This window comes from Mycobacterium pseudoshottsii JCM 15466 (assembly GCF_003584745.1).
GTDB classification, from domain to species: domain Bacteria; phylum Actinomycetota; class Actinomycetes; order Mycobacteriales; family Mycobacteriaceae; genus Mycobacterium; species Mycobacterium marinum.
Window position 1 is genome coordinate 4,561,377 of sequence record NZ_AP018410.1, and the last position, 15,170, is coordinate 4,576,546.

General features: G+C 66.1%; 16 protein-coding genes. 8 read left to right on the forward strand and 8 right to left on the reverse strand.

The features are described 5' to 3' along the window. Position 1: 1 nt before the first annotated feature. Both MPSD_RS20590 and MPSD_RS20595 read right to left on the reverse strand, forming a co-directional pair. On the reverse strand, positions 2–655 hold the full coding sequence (locus MPSD_RS20590) for an Rv1815 family serine proteinase (RefSeq protein WP_232022608.1): 654 nt from the start codon (positions 653–655) through the stop codon (positions 2–4). A gap of 230 nt (positions 656–885) precedes the next feature. After that, complete coding sequence (locus tag MPSD_RS20595) at positions 886–1,527, reverse strand: SOUL family heme-binding protein (protein ID WP_020786481.1); 642 nt, start codon at positions 1,525–1,527, stop codon at positions 886–888. Between the two features lie 173 nt (positions 1,528–1,700). Here MPSD_RS20595 and MPSD_RS20600 point away from each other — a divergent pair, with 173 nt between their 5' ends. Further along, on the forward strand, positions 1,701–2,108 hold the full coding sequence (locus tag MPSD_RS20600) for a hypothetical protein (RefSeq protein WP_011739992.1): 408 nt from the start codon (positions 1,701–1,703) through the stop codon (positions 2,106–2,108). Positions 2,109–2,110: 2 nt separating this feature from the next. On the opposite strand, the gene MPSD_RS20605 is transcribed toward MPSD_RS20600, so the two are convergent. Together MPSD_RS20605 and ampC are read right to left on the reverse strand one after the other, a co-directional pair. Continuing rightward, entirely contained in the window at positions 2,111–2,614 is a 504-nt protein-coding gene (locus MPSD_RS20605; RefSeq protein ID WP_015355099.1) for a MarR family winged helix-turn-helix transcriptional regulator, read from the reverse strand. Positions 2,615–2,724: 110 nt separating this feature from the next. Then, entirely contained in the window at positions 2,725–3,933 is a 1,209-nt protein-coding gene (ampC, locus tag MPSD_RS20610; protein WP_086085168.1) for a class C beta-lactamase, read from the reverse strand. Between the two features lie 213 nt (positions 3,934–4,146). Here ampC and MPSD_RS20615 point away from each other — a divergent pair, with 213 nt between their 5' ends. From MPSD_RS20615 to MPSD_RS20635, 5 genes are all read left to right on the forward strand, one after another. Continuing rightward, positions 4,147–6,261 carry an MMPL family transporter gene (locus MPSD_RS20615; protein WP_086085169.1) on the forward strand — a complete coding sequence of 705 codons (2,115 nt, stop codon included), beginning with the start codon at positions 4,147–4,149 and terminating at the stop codon, positions 6,259–6,261. Next, positions 6,258–6,737 (forward strand): TspO/MBR family protein, encoded by a 480-nt coding sequence (locus MPSD_RS20620; RefSeq protein WP_012393498.1) that lies wholly within the window; start codon positions 6,258–6,260, stop codon positions 6,735–6,737. Before MPSD_RS20615 ends, MPSD_RS20620 begins: the two co-directional genes overlap by 4 nt. Before the next feature lie 8 nt (positions 6,738–6,745). Beyond that, complete coding sequence (locus MPSD_RS20625) at positions 6,746–8,089, forward strand: cryptochrome/photolyase family protein (protein WP_015355096.1); 1,344 nt, start codon at positions 6,746–6,748, stop codon at positions 8,087–8,089. 126 nt (positions 8,090–8,215) lie between these two features. Beyond that, positions 8,216–8,761 (forward strand): anti-apoptotic protein, encoded by a 546-nt coding sequence (locus MPSD_RS20630; protein ID WP_020786478.1) that lies wholly within the window; start codon positions 8,216–8,218, stop codon positions 8,759–8,761. A 24-nt stretch (positions 8,762–8,785) separates the two neighbouring features. Next, complete coding sequence (locus MPSD_RS20635; RefSeq protein WP_086085170.1) at positions 8,786–9,565, forward strand: alpha/beta hydrolase; 780 nt, start codon at positions 8,786–8,788, stop codon at positions 9,563–9,565. Positions 9,566–9,585: 20 nt separating this feature from the next. Here the strand turns inward: MPSD_RS20635 and MPSD_RS20640 are convergent, their stop codons facing one another. Then, a complete protein-coding gene (locus MPSD_RS20640; RefSeq protein WP_086085171.1) occupies positions 9,586–10,323 on the reverse strand; it encodes an acyltransferase in 738 nt (245 codons plus the stop codon). A 176-nt stretch (positions 10,324–10,499) separates the two neighbouring features. Between MPSD_RS20640 and MPSD_RS20645 the strand changes: the two genes are divergently transcribed. Together MPSD_RS20645 and MPSD_RS20650 are read left to right on the forward strand one after the other, a co-directional pair. After that, the gene (locus MPSD_RS20645; protein WP_051153650.1) at positions 10,500–11,816 is read left to right on the forward strand and encodes an outer membrane protein assembly factor BamB family protein; all 1,317 of its coding nucleotides are present in this window, start codon (positions 10,500–10,502) and stop codon (positions 11,814–11,816) included. A 16-nt stretch (positions 11,817–11,832) separates the two neighbouring features. After that, complete coding sequence (locus tag MPSD_RS20650) at positions 11,833–12,222, forward strand: DUF6264 family protein (protein ID WP_012393493.1); 390 nt, start codon at positions 11,833–11,835, stop codon at positions 12,220–12,222. A 3-nt stretch (positions 12,223–12,225) separates the two neighbouring features. Here the strand turns inward: MPSD_RS20650 and MPSD_RS20655 are convergent, their stop codons facing one another. From MPSD_RS20655 to MPSD_RS20665, 3 genes are all read right to left on the reverse strand, one after another. Next, positions 12,226–12,909: an esterase gene (locus tag MPSD_RS20655; protein WP_020728139.1), complete on the reverse strand. Its 684-nt coding sequence runs from the start codon at positions 12,907–12,909 to the stop codon at positions 12,226–12,228. Positions 12,910–12,983: 74 nt separating this feature from the next. Further along, a complete protein-coding gene (locus MPSD_RS20660) occupies positions 12,984–14,021 on the reverse strand; it encodes a THUMP-like domain-containing protein (protein ID WP_020786474.1) in 1,038 nt (345 codons plus the stop codon). A gap of 164 nt (positions 14,022–14,185) precedes the next feature. Next, a complete protein-coding gene (locus MPSD_RS20665; RefSeq protein WP_020786473.1) occupies positions 14,186–15,169 on the reverse strand; it encodes a class I SAM-dependent methyltransferase in 984 nt (327 codons plus the stop codon). Position 15,170: the final 1 nt, after the last annotated feature.

Here is a 15,170-nt window from a genome sequence, read left to right on the forward strand (position 1 = left end):
GCTAGCTGCCGATCGTGCGCCCCTGCGGGGGTGGCTGCGTGGAGTCCACCGAGCGTGAATCGAGGTAGACCTGCCGCATGACCGCCGGCCAGGACTGGGCTTCGGATATCGAGCCGCGCACACCGTCGAGCAAGCCGGCGATCAAGGCGTGGTTGTCGTCGTCCAGCACGTATACGGGTGCACCAATCTCGTGCTGATCCGCGTCCATGCCGGCAATGACGAAGCGGCTCTCGGTGACGGTGTCGACGCGGCCGCAGCGTTGCCTCGCCGCGGTGGCCTCACACACCCGTGCACCGGGCTGGACCCGAAACCCTGGTTTCGACTGCAGTCGAAGTCCGGTGGGCAGCAGGTCGGTAGCGGCCACTTCGGGGGCCAAGGTGATGACTTCATAGTCGACACCGGCAGCCGCACCGTCGACCGCCACTTCACTGACCGTCGCCTGGCCGGCCAGCGTCACGGCACCGACCGCATTGCCGTAGCGGTCGGTCACCATCGGATCGCCATTGCATCGACCGGCACTGAAGGCTATCCGCATCTGCGGTTCGACGAATCCAATCACGCACACCACCGAGCCCTGATGGATTTCCAATCCGGGATATGCCGTCACTCCAACGGCGGCCCGCCCCAGTGCCGGCGTCTCAACGCTCACCAGCACGAACACGACCGCGATCGCTGCGCGACACCATCGGTGATACATGATTTCCAACCGGTCACGGCAATCCAGCCGCGACCAACCCCACTTCTATTGGCAACGACATTATCCGGCGGAAACCGGTTACCCATTCTTGGCGTAGTCAAACACTACTGCTCAATCGCAGCTCGGTCGATCACCACAGTGCAAAAGCCACGCTCGATGCAGAAGTAATGACTCTACCGAAGGCCTGGTCAGCGCCTGGTCACCGGAACGGCGATTTCGTTGCGACGAAGGCATGGAATTGTCCACGGCGGATCGTAGAACCACGCCACCGGCGAACCAACCGGTTGCAGATCGGTGCCGTCGAGCAAGCCGAGTAGCTCCGTGGTGCGCGCCGCCACCGCGCCCGCGCCGCGATCACCGCTGAAGCGCAGCACCGCGTAAGTCTCCGCCGGCACCGCTACCAGGGCGACGGCGTTGTCGTTCGGCACCGGCAGGGTATCCAGGGTCCACTTGGCCGGCATGAAAAACCGTATCGTCCACGTGCCGCCGTCGCCGGCTTGCTGCGCCACCGGCGCTGTCATGGCGATGGGTTCGCCCGCGCCGGTCTGATCGCGGTGTTGGCTCACGGGAGCCGTCATCGCCAGTTTCGACTTGGCGTGGTTGGCGCCGAAAATATAGCCGGCCAGGACGCGGAATCCGCGATTTCGGGCGCCTTCCTCGGTGTCGTCGACCACGGTTTCGGCCGCAACGCGCGGACCATAACGACGGACCTCTAGGCCCTTGCCGAGTTGTTCGACGGTGTGGGCCGGTTCTTCGGTAACCCGCACCCCAACGACGAGACCGACCGCCTCCAGGAATTGGGCCAAACGCGGCACAATGCATCCCAGCATCTGGGGATCTACCTTTCGTGTGTCTGTCGACGCTACGCCCCGGCAAGTCGAGCCCGCCGGCCCGTCAATTGTGGAACAGCCACCGACCCAACCACCACGTCGAAACCATGCGGTTCGACCAGTAGCCTCGAGGGGACACAGGCAGCTGGGGCGCCAACGATCGGAGCCATGCAATGACGCCGCAAGACCGGGGCGAGTACTTTCCCTACCGCTACGACGCCCGCCTGGCCCCCATGTGGCTCCCGTTCCGGTGGCCGGGCCGCCAAGGCGTCACGCTGACCGACGACGGCCGTTTCGTGGCCCGCTATGGGCCCTTTCATGCCGAAGCGCCACTGTCGAGCGTGACCGACTCCCACGTCACCGGGCCATACCGATGGTGGACCGCGGTAGGCCCGCGACTGTCGATGGTCGACGACGGCCTTACCTTTGGCACCAATGCGCAGGCCGGGGCGTGTGTCCACTTCGAGCCGCGGATCCACCGGGTGCTGGGTTTGCGGGATCACTCGGCACTGACCGTGACCGTCGCCGATCCCGCGGGCCTGGTGGCCGCCCTGAAGAAGATCGGCCAGAGCGCGCCCTAGCGCTACGGCGAGCTCAGATCGGTCCGAAACACGCGCATCGCGGCGATAAGGGCGGTAAAGACTCGATGCGCCGCCACCAGATCCGGGTCGGCAACGCCGTCCAGCGCGGCACGGGTGTGCATTCCCAGCGGAGTGAAGAAAGACCGGGCGGTCGCCAGGCCGGGTTCGGAATACCGTAGGACGACCTTGCGACGGTCTTCGGGGTGAGTATCGCGTCGAATGTGGCCGGATTCGATGAGCCGATCCACCAAATAGGTAATCGCGGCGGCCGATAGACCCATCCACTCCCCGAGTTGCCCCGAGGTCAGCGGCCGACCGCCGGTTTCGGCGACCATGATGTGTAGCAGCGCCCGAAAATCGTTGGGGCGCACGCTGTGTGACACCGCAAACAAGTGGCCGATCTGATCGGATTCGGTCGATAACTCCCGCAGATCGGCCGAAATCGCCGACTCGAGCCCCTGGCGGCTGCAGGCCTGTTCATCCGCATCCATGGCAATGTGCAGCATATCCGCATCGGCAATTAATTTCAGTTCATTAATCTTTAACCAGTTGAATTAGCTGACGGAGGCGGGCGCCGGCTCGCGAAGGCCCGTGCGGGCTCGACCATTGATCCAATCTATCGCGACTCGGCCGCGAGTTTTTCGAGCACCGCATGGGCCGCCGTGATGCGTGCGGCGTTGGGGAAGTTCTTGTTCGCCAGCATCACAATGCCGATCCTTTTGTCGGGTACGAACGCGGCATAGGCGCCGAACCCGTCGGTGGAACCGGTCTTGTTGAACAGCCTCGGGCCGGACGGGGGCACCCCGGCGACCAGGGTAACCGGGTTTGGCTGCATGGCAATGGTGTTGGAGTTGCCGGCCAGCAGCTGATCGAGGGTGACCGGGTAGGAATACTGCTCCCAGCCAAGCCCCTGGACCATGTCAGCGACATTAAAGTCGTCGAGGTGGGTTGCTTGCACGGCACGGCGCATCGACGCCGGTAGGCCCTCGGGTGAGATGTTAGCCTCGACGAAGCGCAGCATGTCAGGTGCAGATGACTTGACGCCGTAAGCTTCGGCAGCAAAAACCCCCGGGTTCACCCGAACCGGTTCGTTGCTGGCGTTGTACCCCCACGCGTAGTCGTCCATCTGGGCTTGCGGCACCCGGATGAAGCTGTGGGACAGCCCCAGCTTGCGAAAGACCTGGGTTTGGACCAAATCGGCAAAATCGCTGTTCATCGCCAGCGCGGTGAGGTGGCCCAGCAGCCCGATGCTCGGGTTGGAGTAGCGCCGCTGTTGGCCCGGGGCGTCATCGGGTGTCCATTGCTGAAAGTAGGCCTGCATCTGGGCGTCGTCGGTGATCTCGGGCGGAAATTGCAGGGGCAGTCCGCCAGCGGTGTAGGTACCCAAGTTCAGCAGGGTGGCCTTGTCGATGGCGCTGCCCGCGAGCTGCGGCATGTACGCGGAGGGGTGCCCCGCCAGCGATATTCTGCCGAGTTCCTGCGCGTAGCAGGCCAGCGTTGCGGTGAACGTCTTGCTCACCGAACCGATCTCGAAGATGGTGTCCGCCGTCACGGGGGCACCGCTTTGCTTGGCGGCAACTCCATAGTTGAAGTAGCGCTGTTGGCCGTTGACCGTCACCGCTACGGCCATACCGGGTATGTCGTACTGGACCAGCAGCGGTCGAAACGCGCTGTCCACGGCCGCGGACAGCGCATCGGGCGCCGCTACCGCCGGGGTGGCGACCAGCGCGCACAGCGAGGCGATGGCCAGGATTAGCGGTGTGGCCGCCCTGGTGATGATGCCCAACGGAGTCCCTTCGCCGGCCCGAATGCCCTTACCGGGCATGACTGCCCGCTAAGCCGACGACACTACTGGCCAAACCCGGCGGGCAGCACCGGCGCCTCGCGCGGCGCTACCCGGCGCCGACCGGCATGCGATCAGACGATCTGCATGAATTACGCTACTCCCCATAGCTTTTGGCATTTGGTGCGGCACCAGCGGAGCACACCGGGTGCACCCTTGATTCAAAATTACTTAATAACTGAAATACTTGCGCACGTGGTTTGGGACAGACTTGCGGCGGCGCTAGCGGCCAAGAGGTCGTGGCTGATCTCGGTGGGTGTCGTCGCACTGGCCACGGTGTTCATGGTGTTGGTAGGAGGAAACTCCGCGGCCGGGCAAGCACCGCAGTCGGTACCCGCCGACGCGGAGTCGGCGAAAGTCGAATCCGAGCTGGGCCGCTTCCCCGGCGGCGACCGGGCCCCACTGATCCTGGTCGTCACTCGCTCGGACGGGACCACGCTGGACGCCGCCGATCGCCGCGCGGCACAACAGGCAGCACAGCGCATGCAGGCCTCGGCACACCCCGGCGCGAACCCGCGACCGGCAGCTCCGTTGATCTCGGCCGACACAAAAGCGGCAATCTCGGTGGTGCCCATCAGCGCGAACCTGTCGGGCCTGGCCCTCAACGACGCTGTCAAGGCGTTGCGCGAGGCGGCACACGAGGGACTGCCGGCGGACCTGGACGCCCATGTCACCGGCGGACCGGCCTTCGGCGCCGACATCGCCAATGCATTCACCAACGCAAACATCACCCTGCTGGCGGTGACGGCATCGTTGGTAGCGCTGCTGCTCATCCTCACCTACCGCTCGCCGGTGCTATGGCTGCTGCCATTGCTGGTGATCGCCTTCGCCGATCGGGTCGCGACCACAGTCGGGACCGCGGTCGCCGCCCTGACCGGGCTGAACTTCGACGGATCCACCTCGGGGATCACCAGTGTGCTGGTCTTCGGCGCCGGGACCAACTACGCGCTGCTGCTGATTTCTCGATACCGGCAGGAACTTCCGGTTCACCGCGATCACCGCGACGCGCTGGCCCGGGCGGTGCGCATGGCCGGACCGCCGATCGCCGCCAGCAATGCCACCGTGGTGCTGGCGCTGCTCACGCTGGTCTTCGCGGCAACCCCCAGCAACCGCAGTCTGGGCGCCCTGGCGGCGTGCGGGCTGGTCGTCGCGGCGGTATCGGTGCTAGTGGTGCTGCCACCGCTGCTGGCGCTGTGTGGGCGAAGACTGTTCTGGCCCTTCATTCCCCGCGCCGAGGACACCACGGCGCTCGATTCCGGCTTTTGGCATGCGGTCGCCCAACGGGTGGCTCGCCGACCCGCTCCGGTCGCCCTGGTCACCGTCGCCCTGTTGATCGGGTTGGCGACCGGGCTGCTCGGCACCCGCATCGGGCTGTCTCAGACCGAGCAGTTCCGGGTCAAAGCTGATTCGGTTTCCGGCTACGACGTCGTGGCCCAGCACTTCCCCGCGGGCCTGGTTAACCCCACACTGGTGGTAGCCCCCTCGGCGCAGGCGACGCAAGTGCGGCAAGCCATTGGCGCAACACCGGGCGTGGTCTCGGTTACCGAGTCGGGCCGCTCCGGCAAGTTCGGGGCCGGACTGACCAAGTGGTCGGTGGTGATCGACGCCCCACCATCCTCCGAACGGGCGTTCACAACGATTGCAGCGCTTCGACATTCGGCCAGCCAAGCGTCCCCCTCCGCGTTGGTCGGCGGGCCGGATGCGCAGGCACTTGACGTACGCGACGCGGCCGAGCACGACCGTGCCCTGCTGATTCCGGCCATCCTTGCCGTCATCTTGGTGGTGCTCTACGCGCTGCTGCGCTCCGCATTGGCTCCGCTGATCCTGCTGGCCGCCACCATTCTCGGCGCGCTGGCCGCGTTGGGACTCGGCGGCTGGGCCAGCATCCACGTATTCGGCTTTCCCCCCCTGGACAACAGCACCCCACTGTTCGCGTTCCTGTTCCTGGCCGCCCTCGGGGTGGACTACACGATATTCCTGGTCACCCGAGCCCGTGAGGAGTCGGCACGAAATGGCGCGCGCGCCGGGATGGTCCGGGCGGTGTCCGCCACCGGCGGGGTCATCACCAGCGCGGGAATCGTTCTAGCCGCCGTCTTCTGCGTGCTCGCTGTGCTGCCCCTGATCGTGCTGACCCAGTTGGGCATCATCGTCGGCCTGGGAATTCTGTTGGACACCTTCGTCGTACGTACCCTGGTAATTCCGGCGCTGTTCACCTTGATCGGCGATCGCATCTGGTGGCCCAGTGATCCCAAAACCACTGCTCACCAACCTGATTTAGCGTATTCGCACGCGGACGGAGGATCAGAATGAACAAATCGACACTGGCCGGCACCGCGCTTGCGGTCACCGCGGCGGCCGGTAGCGGAAGCATTGCCAGCCCGCCACGAACCTCAGACTGGTACGCGCGACTGCGCAAACCGTCCTACCAGCCACCTTCGGTCGCCTTCCCCATGGTGTGGACCACGCTCTACGGCGATATCGCCGCCAGTTCGGCAGTGGCCATCGACCGGTTGAACGCAACTGGCCAGCGCGACAAGGCACGCCGCTACATCGGCGCGTTGAGCATCAACTTGGTACTCAACGCCGGGTGGAGTTGGCTGTTCTTCCGGTTCCACCGGCTGGGAGCGTCAGCGCTCGGTGCCGCGGTCCTGGCAACCAGCAGCGCCGACCTGGTGCGGCGAACCGCCGACGCCGATCGGCGCGCCGGGCTGGCGATGCTCCCCTACGCCGTGTGGTGCGCGTTCGCCACCGTGCTGGCCACCCACGTCTGGCGACTCAACCGCTGAACCACCCAATGACAAGGGCTCTGTTGTGGTTTCGCCGCGATCTGCGGCTTGGCGATCATCCGGCACTGGCCGCTGCCGCCGATAGCGAGGAAGTGCTCGCCTGCTTCGTGGTCGACCCGCGCCTGGAAGCTTCCTCAGGCCTGCGCCGCCTGCAGTTCCTCGGCGACTCACTTCGCCAACTCAACGATGCACTGCAGGGCCGCCTACTGGTGACACGCGGTCGGCCCGAGCAGCGGATTCCGCTGATAGCCAAAGCAATCGAGGCATCATCGGTGCACGTTACCGGCGATTTCGCGCCGTTTGGGCGGCGTCGCGACGAACGGGTTGCAGCGGGGCTGGGCCGCGTGCCACTGGTAGCGACGGGCTCGCCGTATCTGGTTTCACCGGGTCGAGTCGTCAAAAACGATGGCAGCCCCTACCAGGTGTTCACCCCGTTCTTCCGCAAATGGCAGGACGCGCGATGGCGAGCACCGGCTGACACGGGGCCCGGATCGGCGTGTTGGCTGGATCCGGCGCAGACCGACATCGAGCAGTGCGAGATCCCCGATCCGGGCACTGAGCTTGACCTGGCCGCCGGTGAGGCCGCGGCCATCCGGGAATGGACAGCATTCCGCACCGCCAAGCTGGACCGCTATGAGCATGACCGCGACAGGCCGGACTTCGAGGGCACCAGCCGGATGTCGGCGCACCTGAAGTTCGGCACCATCCATCCCCGGACCATGGTCGCGGGCATGGACCTGACCGGCACCGGAGCGCGTAGTTACCTACGTGAGTTGGCGTTCCGGGATTTTTATGGCGCCGTCCTGCACCACTGGCCGGCCAGCGCCTGGCACAACTGGAACAGCAACTTCGACGGCATCGTGACCGACACCGACGCCAACGCCAGACGCCTTTTCGAGTGCTGGAAGGCCGGAGAAACCGGATATCCATTGGTCGATGCCGGGATGCGTCAGTTGCGCGAAACCGGGTTCATGCACAACCGGGTCCGGATGATCGCCGCATCCTTCCTGGTCAAAGACCTGCACCTGCCCTGGCAATGGGGGGCCGCCTGGTTCCTTGACCAACTCACCGACGGTGACCTGGCCAGCAATCAGCACGGCTGGCAGTGGTCGGCGGGATGCGGCACCGACGCCGCGCCGTACTTTCGGATCTTCAATCCGAGCGCACAAGCCGAAAAGTTCGATCCCGCGGGCGATTACATTCGACGTTGGGTCCCCGAACTGCGCGATGTCGACAACGTGCATCGGATTCAGCGGCGCGGCGGCCCATGCCCGTCAACATATCCGGCGCCGATCGTGGATCACGGCACCGAACGCGCCGAGGCGTTGCGCCGCTATCACGACATCGGCTGACCTGCGGGCGCCGGATCTCTTTGCCAAACAGTAGCGTTTGCTTGGTGTTTGGCTGATTCGCCTTTCCGGAGCTGTTTGACATGTAATTATCAGCCGATTCCCAGTTGTCGACGCCAGGGAGGCGATATGGCTCATTCGATCGTGCGGACGTTTCTGGTCTCAGGCGCCGCGGTGGGCCTGATGGCCAGCGCCGGCGCCTGTTCCTGTTCGATCGGAACCGGATCGCATTCGGTGAGCAAAAGCGATGTGGCCGAGCAGATCAAGGCCAAGATGACCGACGCTTCCGGCAACAAGCCCGAGTCGGTGACCTGCCCGGGAGATCTCCCGGCCAAGGTCGGGGCTCAGCTCAACTGCGAAATGAAGGTCAAAGACTCCACATACAACGTCAACGTCACCGTGACCAGCGTCGACGGCAAAGACGTCAAGTTCGACATGGTGGAGACCGTCGACAAGGACAAGGTCGCACACATCATCAGCAACAAGCTGTATCAGAAGGTGGGCCAACGACCCGACTCGGTGACCTGCCCCGACAACCTCAAGGGCGTGGTGGGCGCGACACTGCGGTGTAAGCTCATCGACGGCAGCAAGACCTATGGCGTCAATGTGACCGTGACCAGCATCGACGCCGGCGATGTCCGGTTCGACTTCAAGGTCGACGACCACCCCGAGTAGGACCGCGACAGCAATACTGCAGGAGTGCGCAAACATGTCGTCCTGATTCATGGCGCATGGAGCCGCGGCCGGCAGCTGGCCGGCGCCCGGTCCGCTTTCGAACACCACGGCTACACGGTCCACACTCCGACGTTGCGCCATCACGAATTGCCGTTGCCCGACGGCGCGGCCCGCATTGCCACGCTGAGCCTGCGTGACTACGCCGATGACCTGGTCGAGCTGGTGGCCTCGCTCGACTCCGCGCCCCTGCTGGTCGGACACTCCCTGGGCGGCCTGCTGGTCCAGCTGGTGGCAGCGCGAACCCGCCACATCGGCGTGGTCGCCGCCTGCCCCTCGCCGGTCGGACCCGTTGGTCTGAACCGCACAACGGCGGGCCTTTCGATGCGGCACGCGCTGCGGCCGCGGCCATGGACCAAGCCGGTAGCGCCCCCGTCGTGGCCCCGGTTTCGGACCGGTATCGCCGGAGCCCAGTCGGCCGGCGCGGCCCGCGAAATGTTCGATGATCTGGTCTGCGAGTCCGGACGCGTGTTGTTCTTCGAGCTGGCCCTGCCCTGGCTGGACCGCTCCAAGGTCGCGCGCGTCGACTACCCCGCGGTCACGGGTCCGGTTCTGGTGTTAGGCGGCGAGTACGACCGCATCGTGGGGAGCGGGATCGCACGCCAAACGGCCGGCCGGTACCGCAACGGCACCTTCGTCGAGATTCCCGGCTCCGACCATCTCGTGTTCTCGGCGCGAGTGCTACCGGCCACCATGGCTCGGATCAGCGAGTGGATCGCACACAATCATCTGTTCGCCACCGCCTGAGGCGCCAGGCGCACCGCCGACTAGTGAGCCGCCTTCTTGCGCTCGATGTCGGCCAGCGCCGCGGCCAGCTCCGCGCGCTGAGCCGCCGAGGTCTCCCAGGACAGCTGGCGGTTCTTGACCACCTTGGCCGGTGATCCCACCGCGATCGAATAGTCGGGGATGTCACCACGGACCACCGCATGCGCGCCCAGCACACAACCGCACCCCACCGACGTGCCACGCAGCACCGTCACTTTGACACCGACCCAGGTGTCAGGCCCGATCCGCACCGGCGACTTGATGATCCCCTGGTCTTTGATCGGGACGTTGATGTCGTCCATCCGGTGATCGAAGTCGCAGACGTAGCACCAATCGGCCATCAACGCCGAGTCCCCCAACTCGATGTCGAGGTAGCAGTTGATGACGTTGTCGCGGCCCAGCACCACCTTGTCGCCGAAGCGCAGCGATCCCTCGTGGGCACGAATGGTGTTCTTGTCCCCGATGTGCACCCAGCGGCCAATCTCGAGCTGCGCCAGCTCAGGTGTCGCATGGATTTCCACGCCCTTCCCGAGGAAGACCATGCCCCGGGTAATGATGTGCGGGTTGGCGAGTTTGAACTTGAGCAGCCGCCAGTACCGCACCAGGTACCACGGCGTGTACGCGCGGTTGGCCAGCACCCATTTCAGCGATGCCAGCGTCAGGAACTTGGCCTGGCGGGGGTCCCGCAACCGCGACCCGTGCCAGCGGCGATGAAGCGGCGCACCCCACATGGTCGTCATGGGCGGAAAGCCTAGCGTGACGCCGATGCACGACGCACAGCGTCCCGAGGCCTGACCACCCCGAAGGACGTCGGGCAATCGCCACGAGTACACCGCCACGCGTTACCCTCACCTGTACTCGATCGCTGCTCATGCAGACGGGCCGGACCCCGTGAGCTACCGCGTAGCGGAAGGATTTGGGAACCCTGCGAAATCATCCGGTGTTTGCCCGACGTCTCCTGACGACCGCTCTCGCGGCTGCACTCACGATCGGGCTGGGCGGCTGCGGCAATACCGATTCGTGGGTGGACGCCGCACCCGCGCTAGGTTGGCCCGCACAGTACGGCGACGCCGCCAACAGCAGCTACACCACCACCGCCGGCTCCAGCAAGCTGGCGCTGAAGTGGACGCGTTCGGTCAAGGGAAGTCTGGCCGCCGGGCCGGCGTTGAGCGGGCGCGGCTACCTCGCGCTCAACTCGCAGACCCCGGCCGGGTGTTCGCTGATGGAGTGGGAGAACAACGACAACGGCCGGCAACGCTGGTGTGTTCGGCTGGTCCAGGGCGGCGGCTTCGCCGGTCCGTTGTTCGACGGATTCGACAACCTCTACGTCGGCCAGCCGGGCGCGATCGTTGCCTTCCCCGTCACCCAGTGGACGCGCTGGCGCCAACCGGTGATCGGCATGCCGTCCACCCCGCGATTTTTGGGCAACGGCCACCTACTCGTGGCCACCCATCTGGGACAGATGCTGGTGTTCGACGCCCACCGCGGCAAGATCGTAGGCAGCCCGATGGATCTGGTGGAGGGCGTCGATCCGACTGATCCGGCGCGTGGTCTGGCCGACTGCGCTCCGGCACGACAGGGCTGCCCGGTGGCGGCGGCCCCGGCGTTCTCGAAGGTCAACGGCACGGTGGTGGTCGGCGTCTGGCAACCCGGAGCGCCGGCGGCGGGGCTGGTCGGGCTCAAGTACCACGCGCAGCAACTGGTTCGGGAGTGGACCAGCGACGCCGTCAAAGACGGCGTACTTGCCAGTCCGGTGCTATCGGCCGACGGCGAAACCGTGTACGTCAACGGCTGCGACCAACGGCTGTGGGCCCTGCACGCAACGGACGGCAAGGTGAAGTGGTCGGTGCCGTTGGGATTTCTGGCTCAGACACCGTCGACGGTCACCCCGGAGGGCCTGATCGTTTCCGGCGGCGGCCCCGACACCCGGCTGGCGGCGTTTCGCGACGCGGGCGACCATGCCGACCAGGCCTGGCGCCGCGATGACGTCACGCCCCTATCGACGTCCAGCCTGGCGGCCGGAAACGTCGGCTACACGATCGTCGCGGGTCCGCCCCACGAAGGCGGACCCGGTATGTCGTTGCTGGTGTTCAACCCGGCGGACGGCCACACGATCAACAGCTATTCGCTGCCCGCGGCGACCGGATATCCGGTCGGGGTGTCGATCGCCGTCGACGGCCGCGTGGTAACTGCGACCAGCGACGGCCAGGTATACAGCTTCGCGCCGGCCTAGCGGCCATACTTGTTGGGTGTCTACCGACGATCTCGCCCCGGTGCACACCGGCGGCGCCGGCAGCCGTCGCGCCAAGGCCCATCGAGCGGTAAATGTCACCCTCACCATCGCCCTGCTGGTCCTGCACGCCTTCTTATTCGTGGTGACGATGTTGGTGTTGGGCCTGCTCGTCATGGGTACCGACCCGTGCGGCTACCAGACCTGCGGTGATCCCTCCTGGGTCGACAAAGCGATCGGGCTGGGTTTTTGGGGCGGCATCGTGATATTTCTCGCCGATCTCATCATCAGCGTGTACCGGCTCGCACGGCACAACGTGGCCTTCGTGGTGCCGATCATCGGGTGTGTGGCCCAGCTGACGCTGGGCATCGGCGCCGCGGCGATGGAATCGCTGGCCGGCCCCGTGTGAACCTCAGATCGCCAGGGGCGGGATGGCATTGCGCGGCACCTGGGCCTGGGTAGCGCCGGCAAACGACGGCAGCAGCTCACCCTGAGCAAAATAGAAGATCACGTCGGTGTCGGTGATGGCGAAGTTCTGGTAGTGCGTCGGGTCCAGACCATTGGAGGGCAGGATCGCCACACCGAGCCCGGTCTGGTGCGCCAGCTCGCGCTGGACGATCGGGTAGATGGCGTCCAGCGGGGTGGTCCCCGGCGCGAACAAGGTGTCGAAGGTGATCGGCTGCTTGGTCCCGAGGTTGTAGTTGAAAGCCTTGTACCAGGTGAAGGGGTGTGCGCCACCGAGATCCTGGAAGAACTTCAGCACCACGCTGCGGGTGTTGTGCGGCGGCTGGCCGGCGGCGTGTTGTTCGGTGGTGGCGTCCATCTGATAGGGCTGATCACGTCGCCCGGACCCGGTCGCCACGCTGACGAACCCGTCCCGGTTCTGGGTGATGTAGTCGGTCAGCGCCTGCTGATCCGGGTAGTCCTGGGGAAACGTGATGTCCAACGTGTACGTGGATCCCGTCGCGTGGATGTGGCACATCTGAGCGCCTTCGACGTTGCCGCCGAGGCTGGCACAGGACGGCGGCTCGGCGGCAGCCGGCCAAGCCAATAGGACCGCACTGACAAGCATTGCGGCCGCAATCATTAAGCGCATCGTTGATTTTTCCTCGCAGACCAAAACGGACGGTGGCGTTGCAAAGGGGTAACCGCCGCCAGCGTACCCGGACGCTACCGCGACGGACAGCAAACGTATGCCGTCACGTGGCTGGCGCTTCCCGTACCGATGCGCGTGATCACCACCGACAGCGCGCGGCCGCCACGCGGCCGTAGCCGCCGGCGCAGGGCGTCAGGATCGACCTGCACGCCCCGGACCAGAATCTCCAGCGCTCCGCAGTCCAGCGCGTTCAGGGCCTGACGCAGCCGCCGCTCGTCGAACGGTAGCGCCTCGAGCACCTCGAAGCCCCGTATCCCTTCTGGCAGGGTGTCGCCGGACAGATAGGCGATATTGGGATCGAGCTGCCACAGCCGGTGCCTGGCGCCGTAGTGGCGCACCAGGCCGCCCCGGACCACCGCTCCGTCGGGATCGATGATCCAGCGCCCGGCGGGACGCACGTCGCAGTCGTCGGGCTCGGAATCGGTGATCTGTTCGCCGCTGTCGAGGATGCTGGCCCGACGGCGCACCCCAGCTGCGGCCAGGCCCCGCGACCACAGGCACGCCTCGCGAACCGAGCCCTGGTAGGACGTCACCTCGATTTCGCCGTCGAAACCCAGGCGACTCACCTGATCGAAATCGATCCCGGGCGCGCACTTCACCACCAGCGGCCGATCGCGGTAGACGTCGAGAACGGGCCCCAGCCCGGGCTGATAATCGGCCGGACTGAAGCGCCGGCGCCCCTTGCTGCGACGCGCCGGATCGACCAGGACGACCGTGTCCCGGGTCACCGGCCGCAGCGCGTCGGCACGGCACAACCCGACCGCGCCCCCCAGGTTGTGGCGCGCCATCGCCAGCCGTACCGGGTCGATGTCGCTGCCGATCACCGTCGCCGCCGATCGGCACAGCGCGGCCAGCTCAGTGCCGATGGAGCAGGTCGCGTCGTGCACCGTCAGATCGGCCAATCGCCTGGCCCGGTGCAGGGCCACCGCCGCCACCGTGGCCTGCTGCAAGGCGGTGTCGGTGAACAGCCAGTCCGACACCGGCGTACTCGGGCACAGCCCACCCAGTTTTGCCACGGCCCGGCGTCGTAGCAGGGTCGTCTCGATCAGCATGGGGGTGCGCTCGCCGAAGCGGGCGCGCGCCGCGGTGATGTCGGCGATTCGGGTCGCGTCCCGCAGTTCCAGATCGGCGACCGCGCGAAGGGCGGCGGTACCTGCGTCGGAGCGCAGGTAGGCGACGTCGTCGACGCCGAAAACGACGCCGGTGCCCGCAGGGCTCAGGAGGGCTTAACCCCGGTGACCATCACGTTGTAGAACCAGCCTTTGGGCGCCACATGCCGCCAGACGTTGGCGTCCATCCAGCTCAGTGCCTTCCAGCCGTTGAAGGCGAACCTCGCCCAGTTCCAGCCCAGTCGCCCGGGCGGCGCCGAGGATTCGAACGTGCGCACCGGCCAGCCGAACATGGCGGCACTGAACTCTTCGCTGGCCGTCTCGACCCGGATCGCCCCGGCGTTTTTCGCCATCCGTTCCAGGTCCTCGGGGGCGAAGGTATGCAGGTCGACGATGGCCTCCAGGGCCGCGGCCCGCGAGGATTCGTCGAGCTCTTCCTGCGGCCGCCGCCAGCCGCCCAGGCCGGGCAGTTTGGTGACGTTGGTGGCGATTCGCCAGGTCAGGGTGGACAGCGTGCGGGCGTACTCGTTGCCCACCGTGGTGGGCTCCCCCGCGAACACGAACCGGCCGCCCGGTTTCAACACACGCATCACTTCACGCAGCGACAACTCGACATCGGGGATGTGGTGTAGCACGGCGTGCCCGACCACCAGGTCGAACGTGTCGTCGTCGTAGGGGATGCCCTCGGCGTCGGCCACTCGGCCATCGATGTCGAGCCCCAGTGACTGCCCGTTGCGGGTGGCGACCTTGACCATGCCCGGGGATAGGTCGGTCACCGAGCCGCGCCGGGCGACCCCCGCCTGGATCAGGTTGAGCAGAAAAAACCCGGTACCACAGCCAAGCTCCAACGCCCGCTCATACGGCAGATCGGCGTGGACTTGGGCGGGCACGATGGCGTCGAAGCGGCCCCGGGCGTACTCGACGCAACGCTGGTCATACGAGATCGACCACTTCTCGTCGTAGTTCTCGGCTTCCCAATCGTGGTAGAGCACCTGGGCGAGCTTGCTGTCGTGCCGGGCGGCCTCCACCTCTTCGGCAGTGGCGTGCGGGTTGGGCGCCGCGTCGGCAGGTATCTCCGAGCTCCTCGTCATG

Bases quoted from the DNA above. Each gene is read 5' to 3' on its own strand.
- MPSD_RS20655 (WP_020728139.1), bottom strand. From the start codon at position 12,909: ATGCGCTTAATGATTGCGGCCGCAATGCTTGTCAGTGCGGTCCTATTG.
- MPSD_RS20605 (WP_015355099.1), bottom strand. From the start codon at position 2,614: ATGCTGCACATTGCCATGGATGCGGATGAACAGGCCTGCAGCCGCCAG.
- MPSD_RS20665 (WP_020786473.1), bottom strand. From the start codon at position 15,169: ATGACGAGGAGCTCGGAGATACCTGCCGACGCGGCGCCCAACCCGCAC.
- MPSD_RS20660 (WP_020786474.1), bottom strand. From the start codon at position 14,021: ATGCTGATCGAGACGACCCTGCTACGACGCCGGGCCGTGGCAAAACTG.
- MPSD_RS20595 (WP_020786481.1), bottom strand. From the start codon at position 1,527: ATGCTGGGATGCATTGTGCCGCGTTTGGCCCAATTCCTGGAGGCGGTC.
- MPSD_RS20640 (WP_086085171.1), bottom strand. From the start codon at position 10,323: ATGACGACCATGTGGGGTGCGCCGCTTCATCGCCGCTGGCACGGGTCG.
- MPSD_RS20620 (WP_012393498.1), top strand. From the start codon at position 6,258: ATGAACAAATCGACACTGGCCGGCACCGCGCTTGCGGTCACCGCGGCG.
- ampC (WP_086085168.1), bottom strand. From the start codon at position 3,933: ATGCCCGGTAAGGGCATTCGGGCCGGCGAAGGGACTCCGTTGGGCATC.
- MPSD_RS20625 (WP_015355096.1), top strand. From the start codon at position 6,746: ATGACAAGGGCTCTGTTGTGGTTTCGCCGCGATCTGCGGCTTGGCGAT.
- MPSD_RS20630 (WP_020786478.1), top strand. From the start codon at position 8,216: ATGGCTCATTCGATCGTGCGGACGTTTCTGGTCTCAGGCGCCGCGGTG.
- MPSD_RS20600 (WP_011739992.1), top strand. From the start codon at position 1,701: ATGACGCCGCAAGACCGGGGCGAGTACTTTCCCTACCGCTACGACGCC.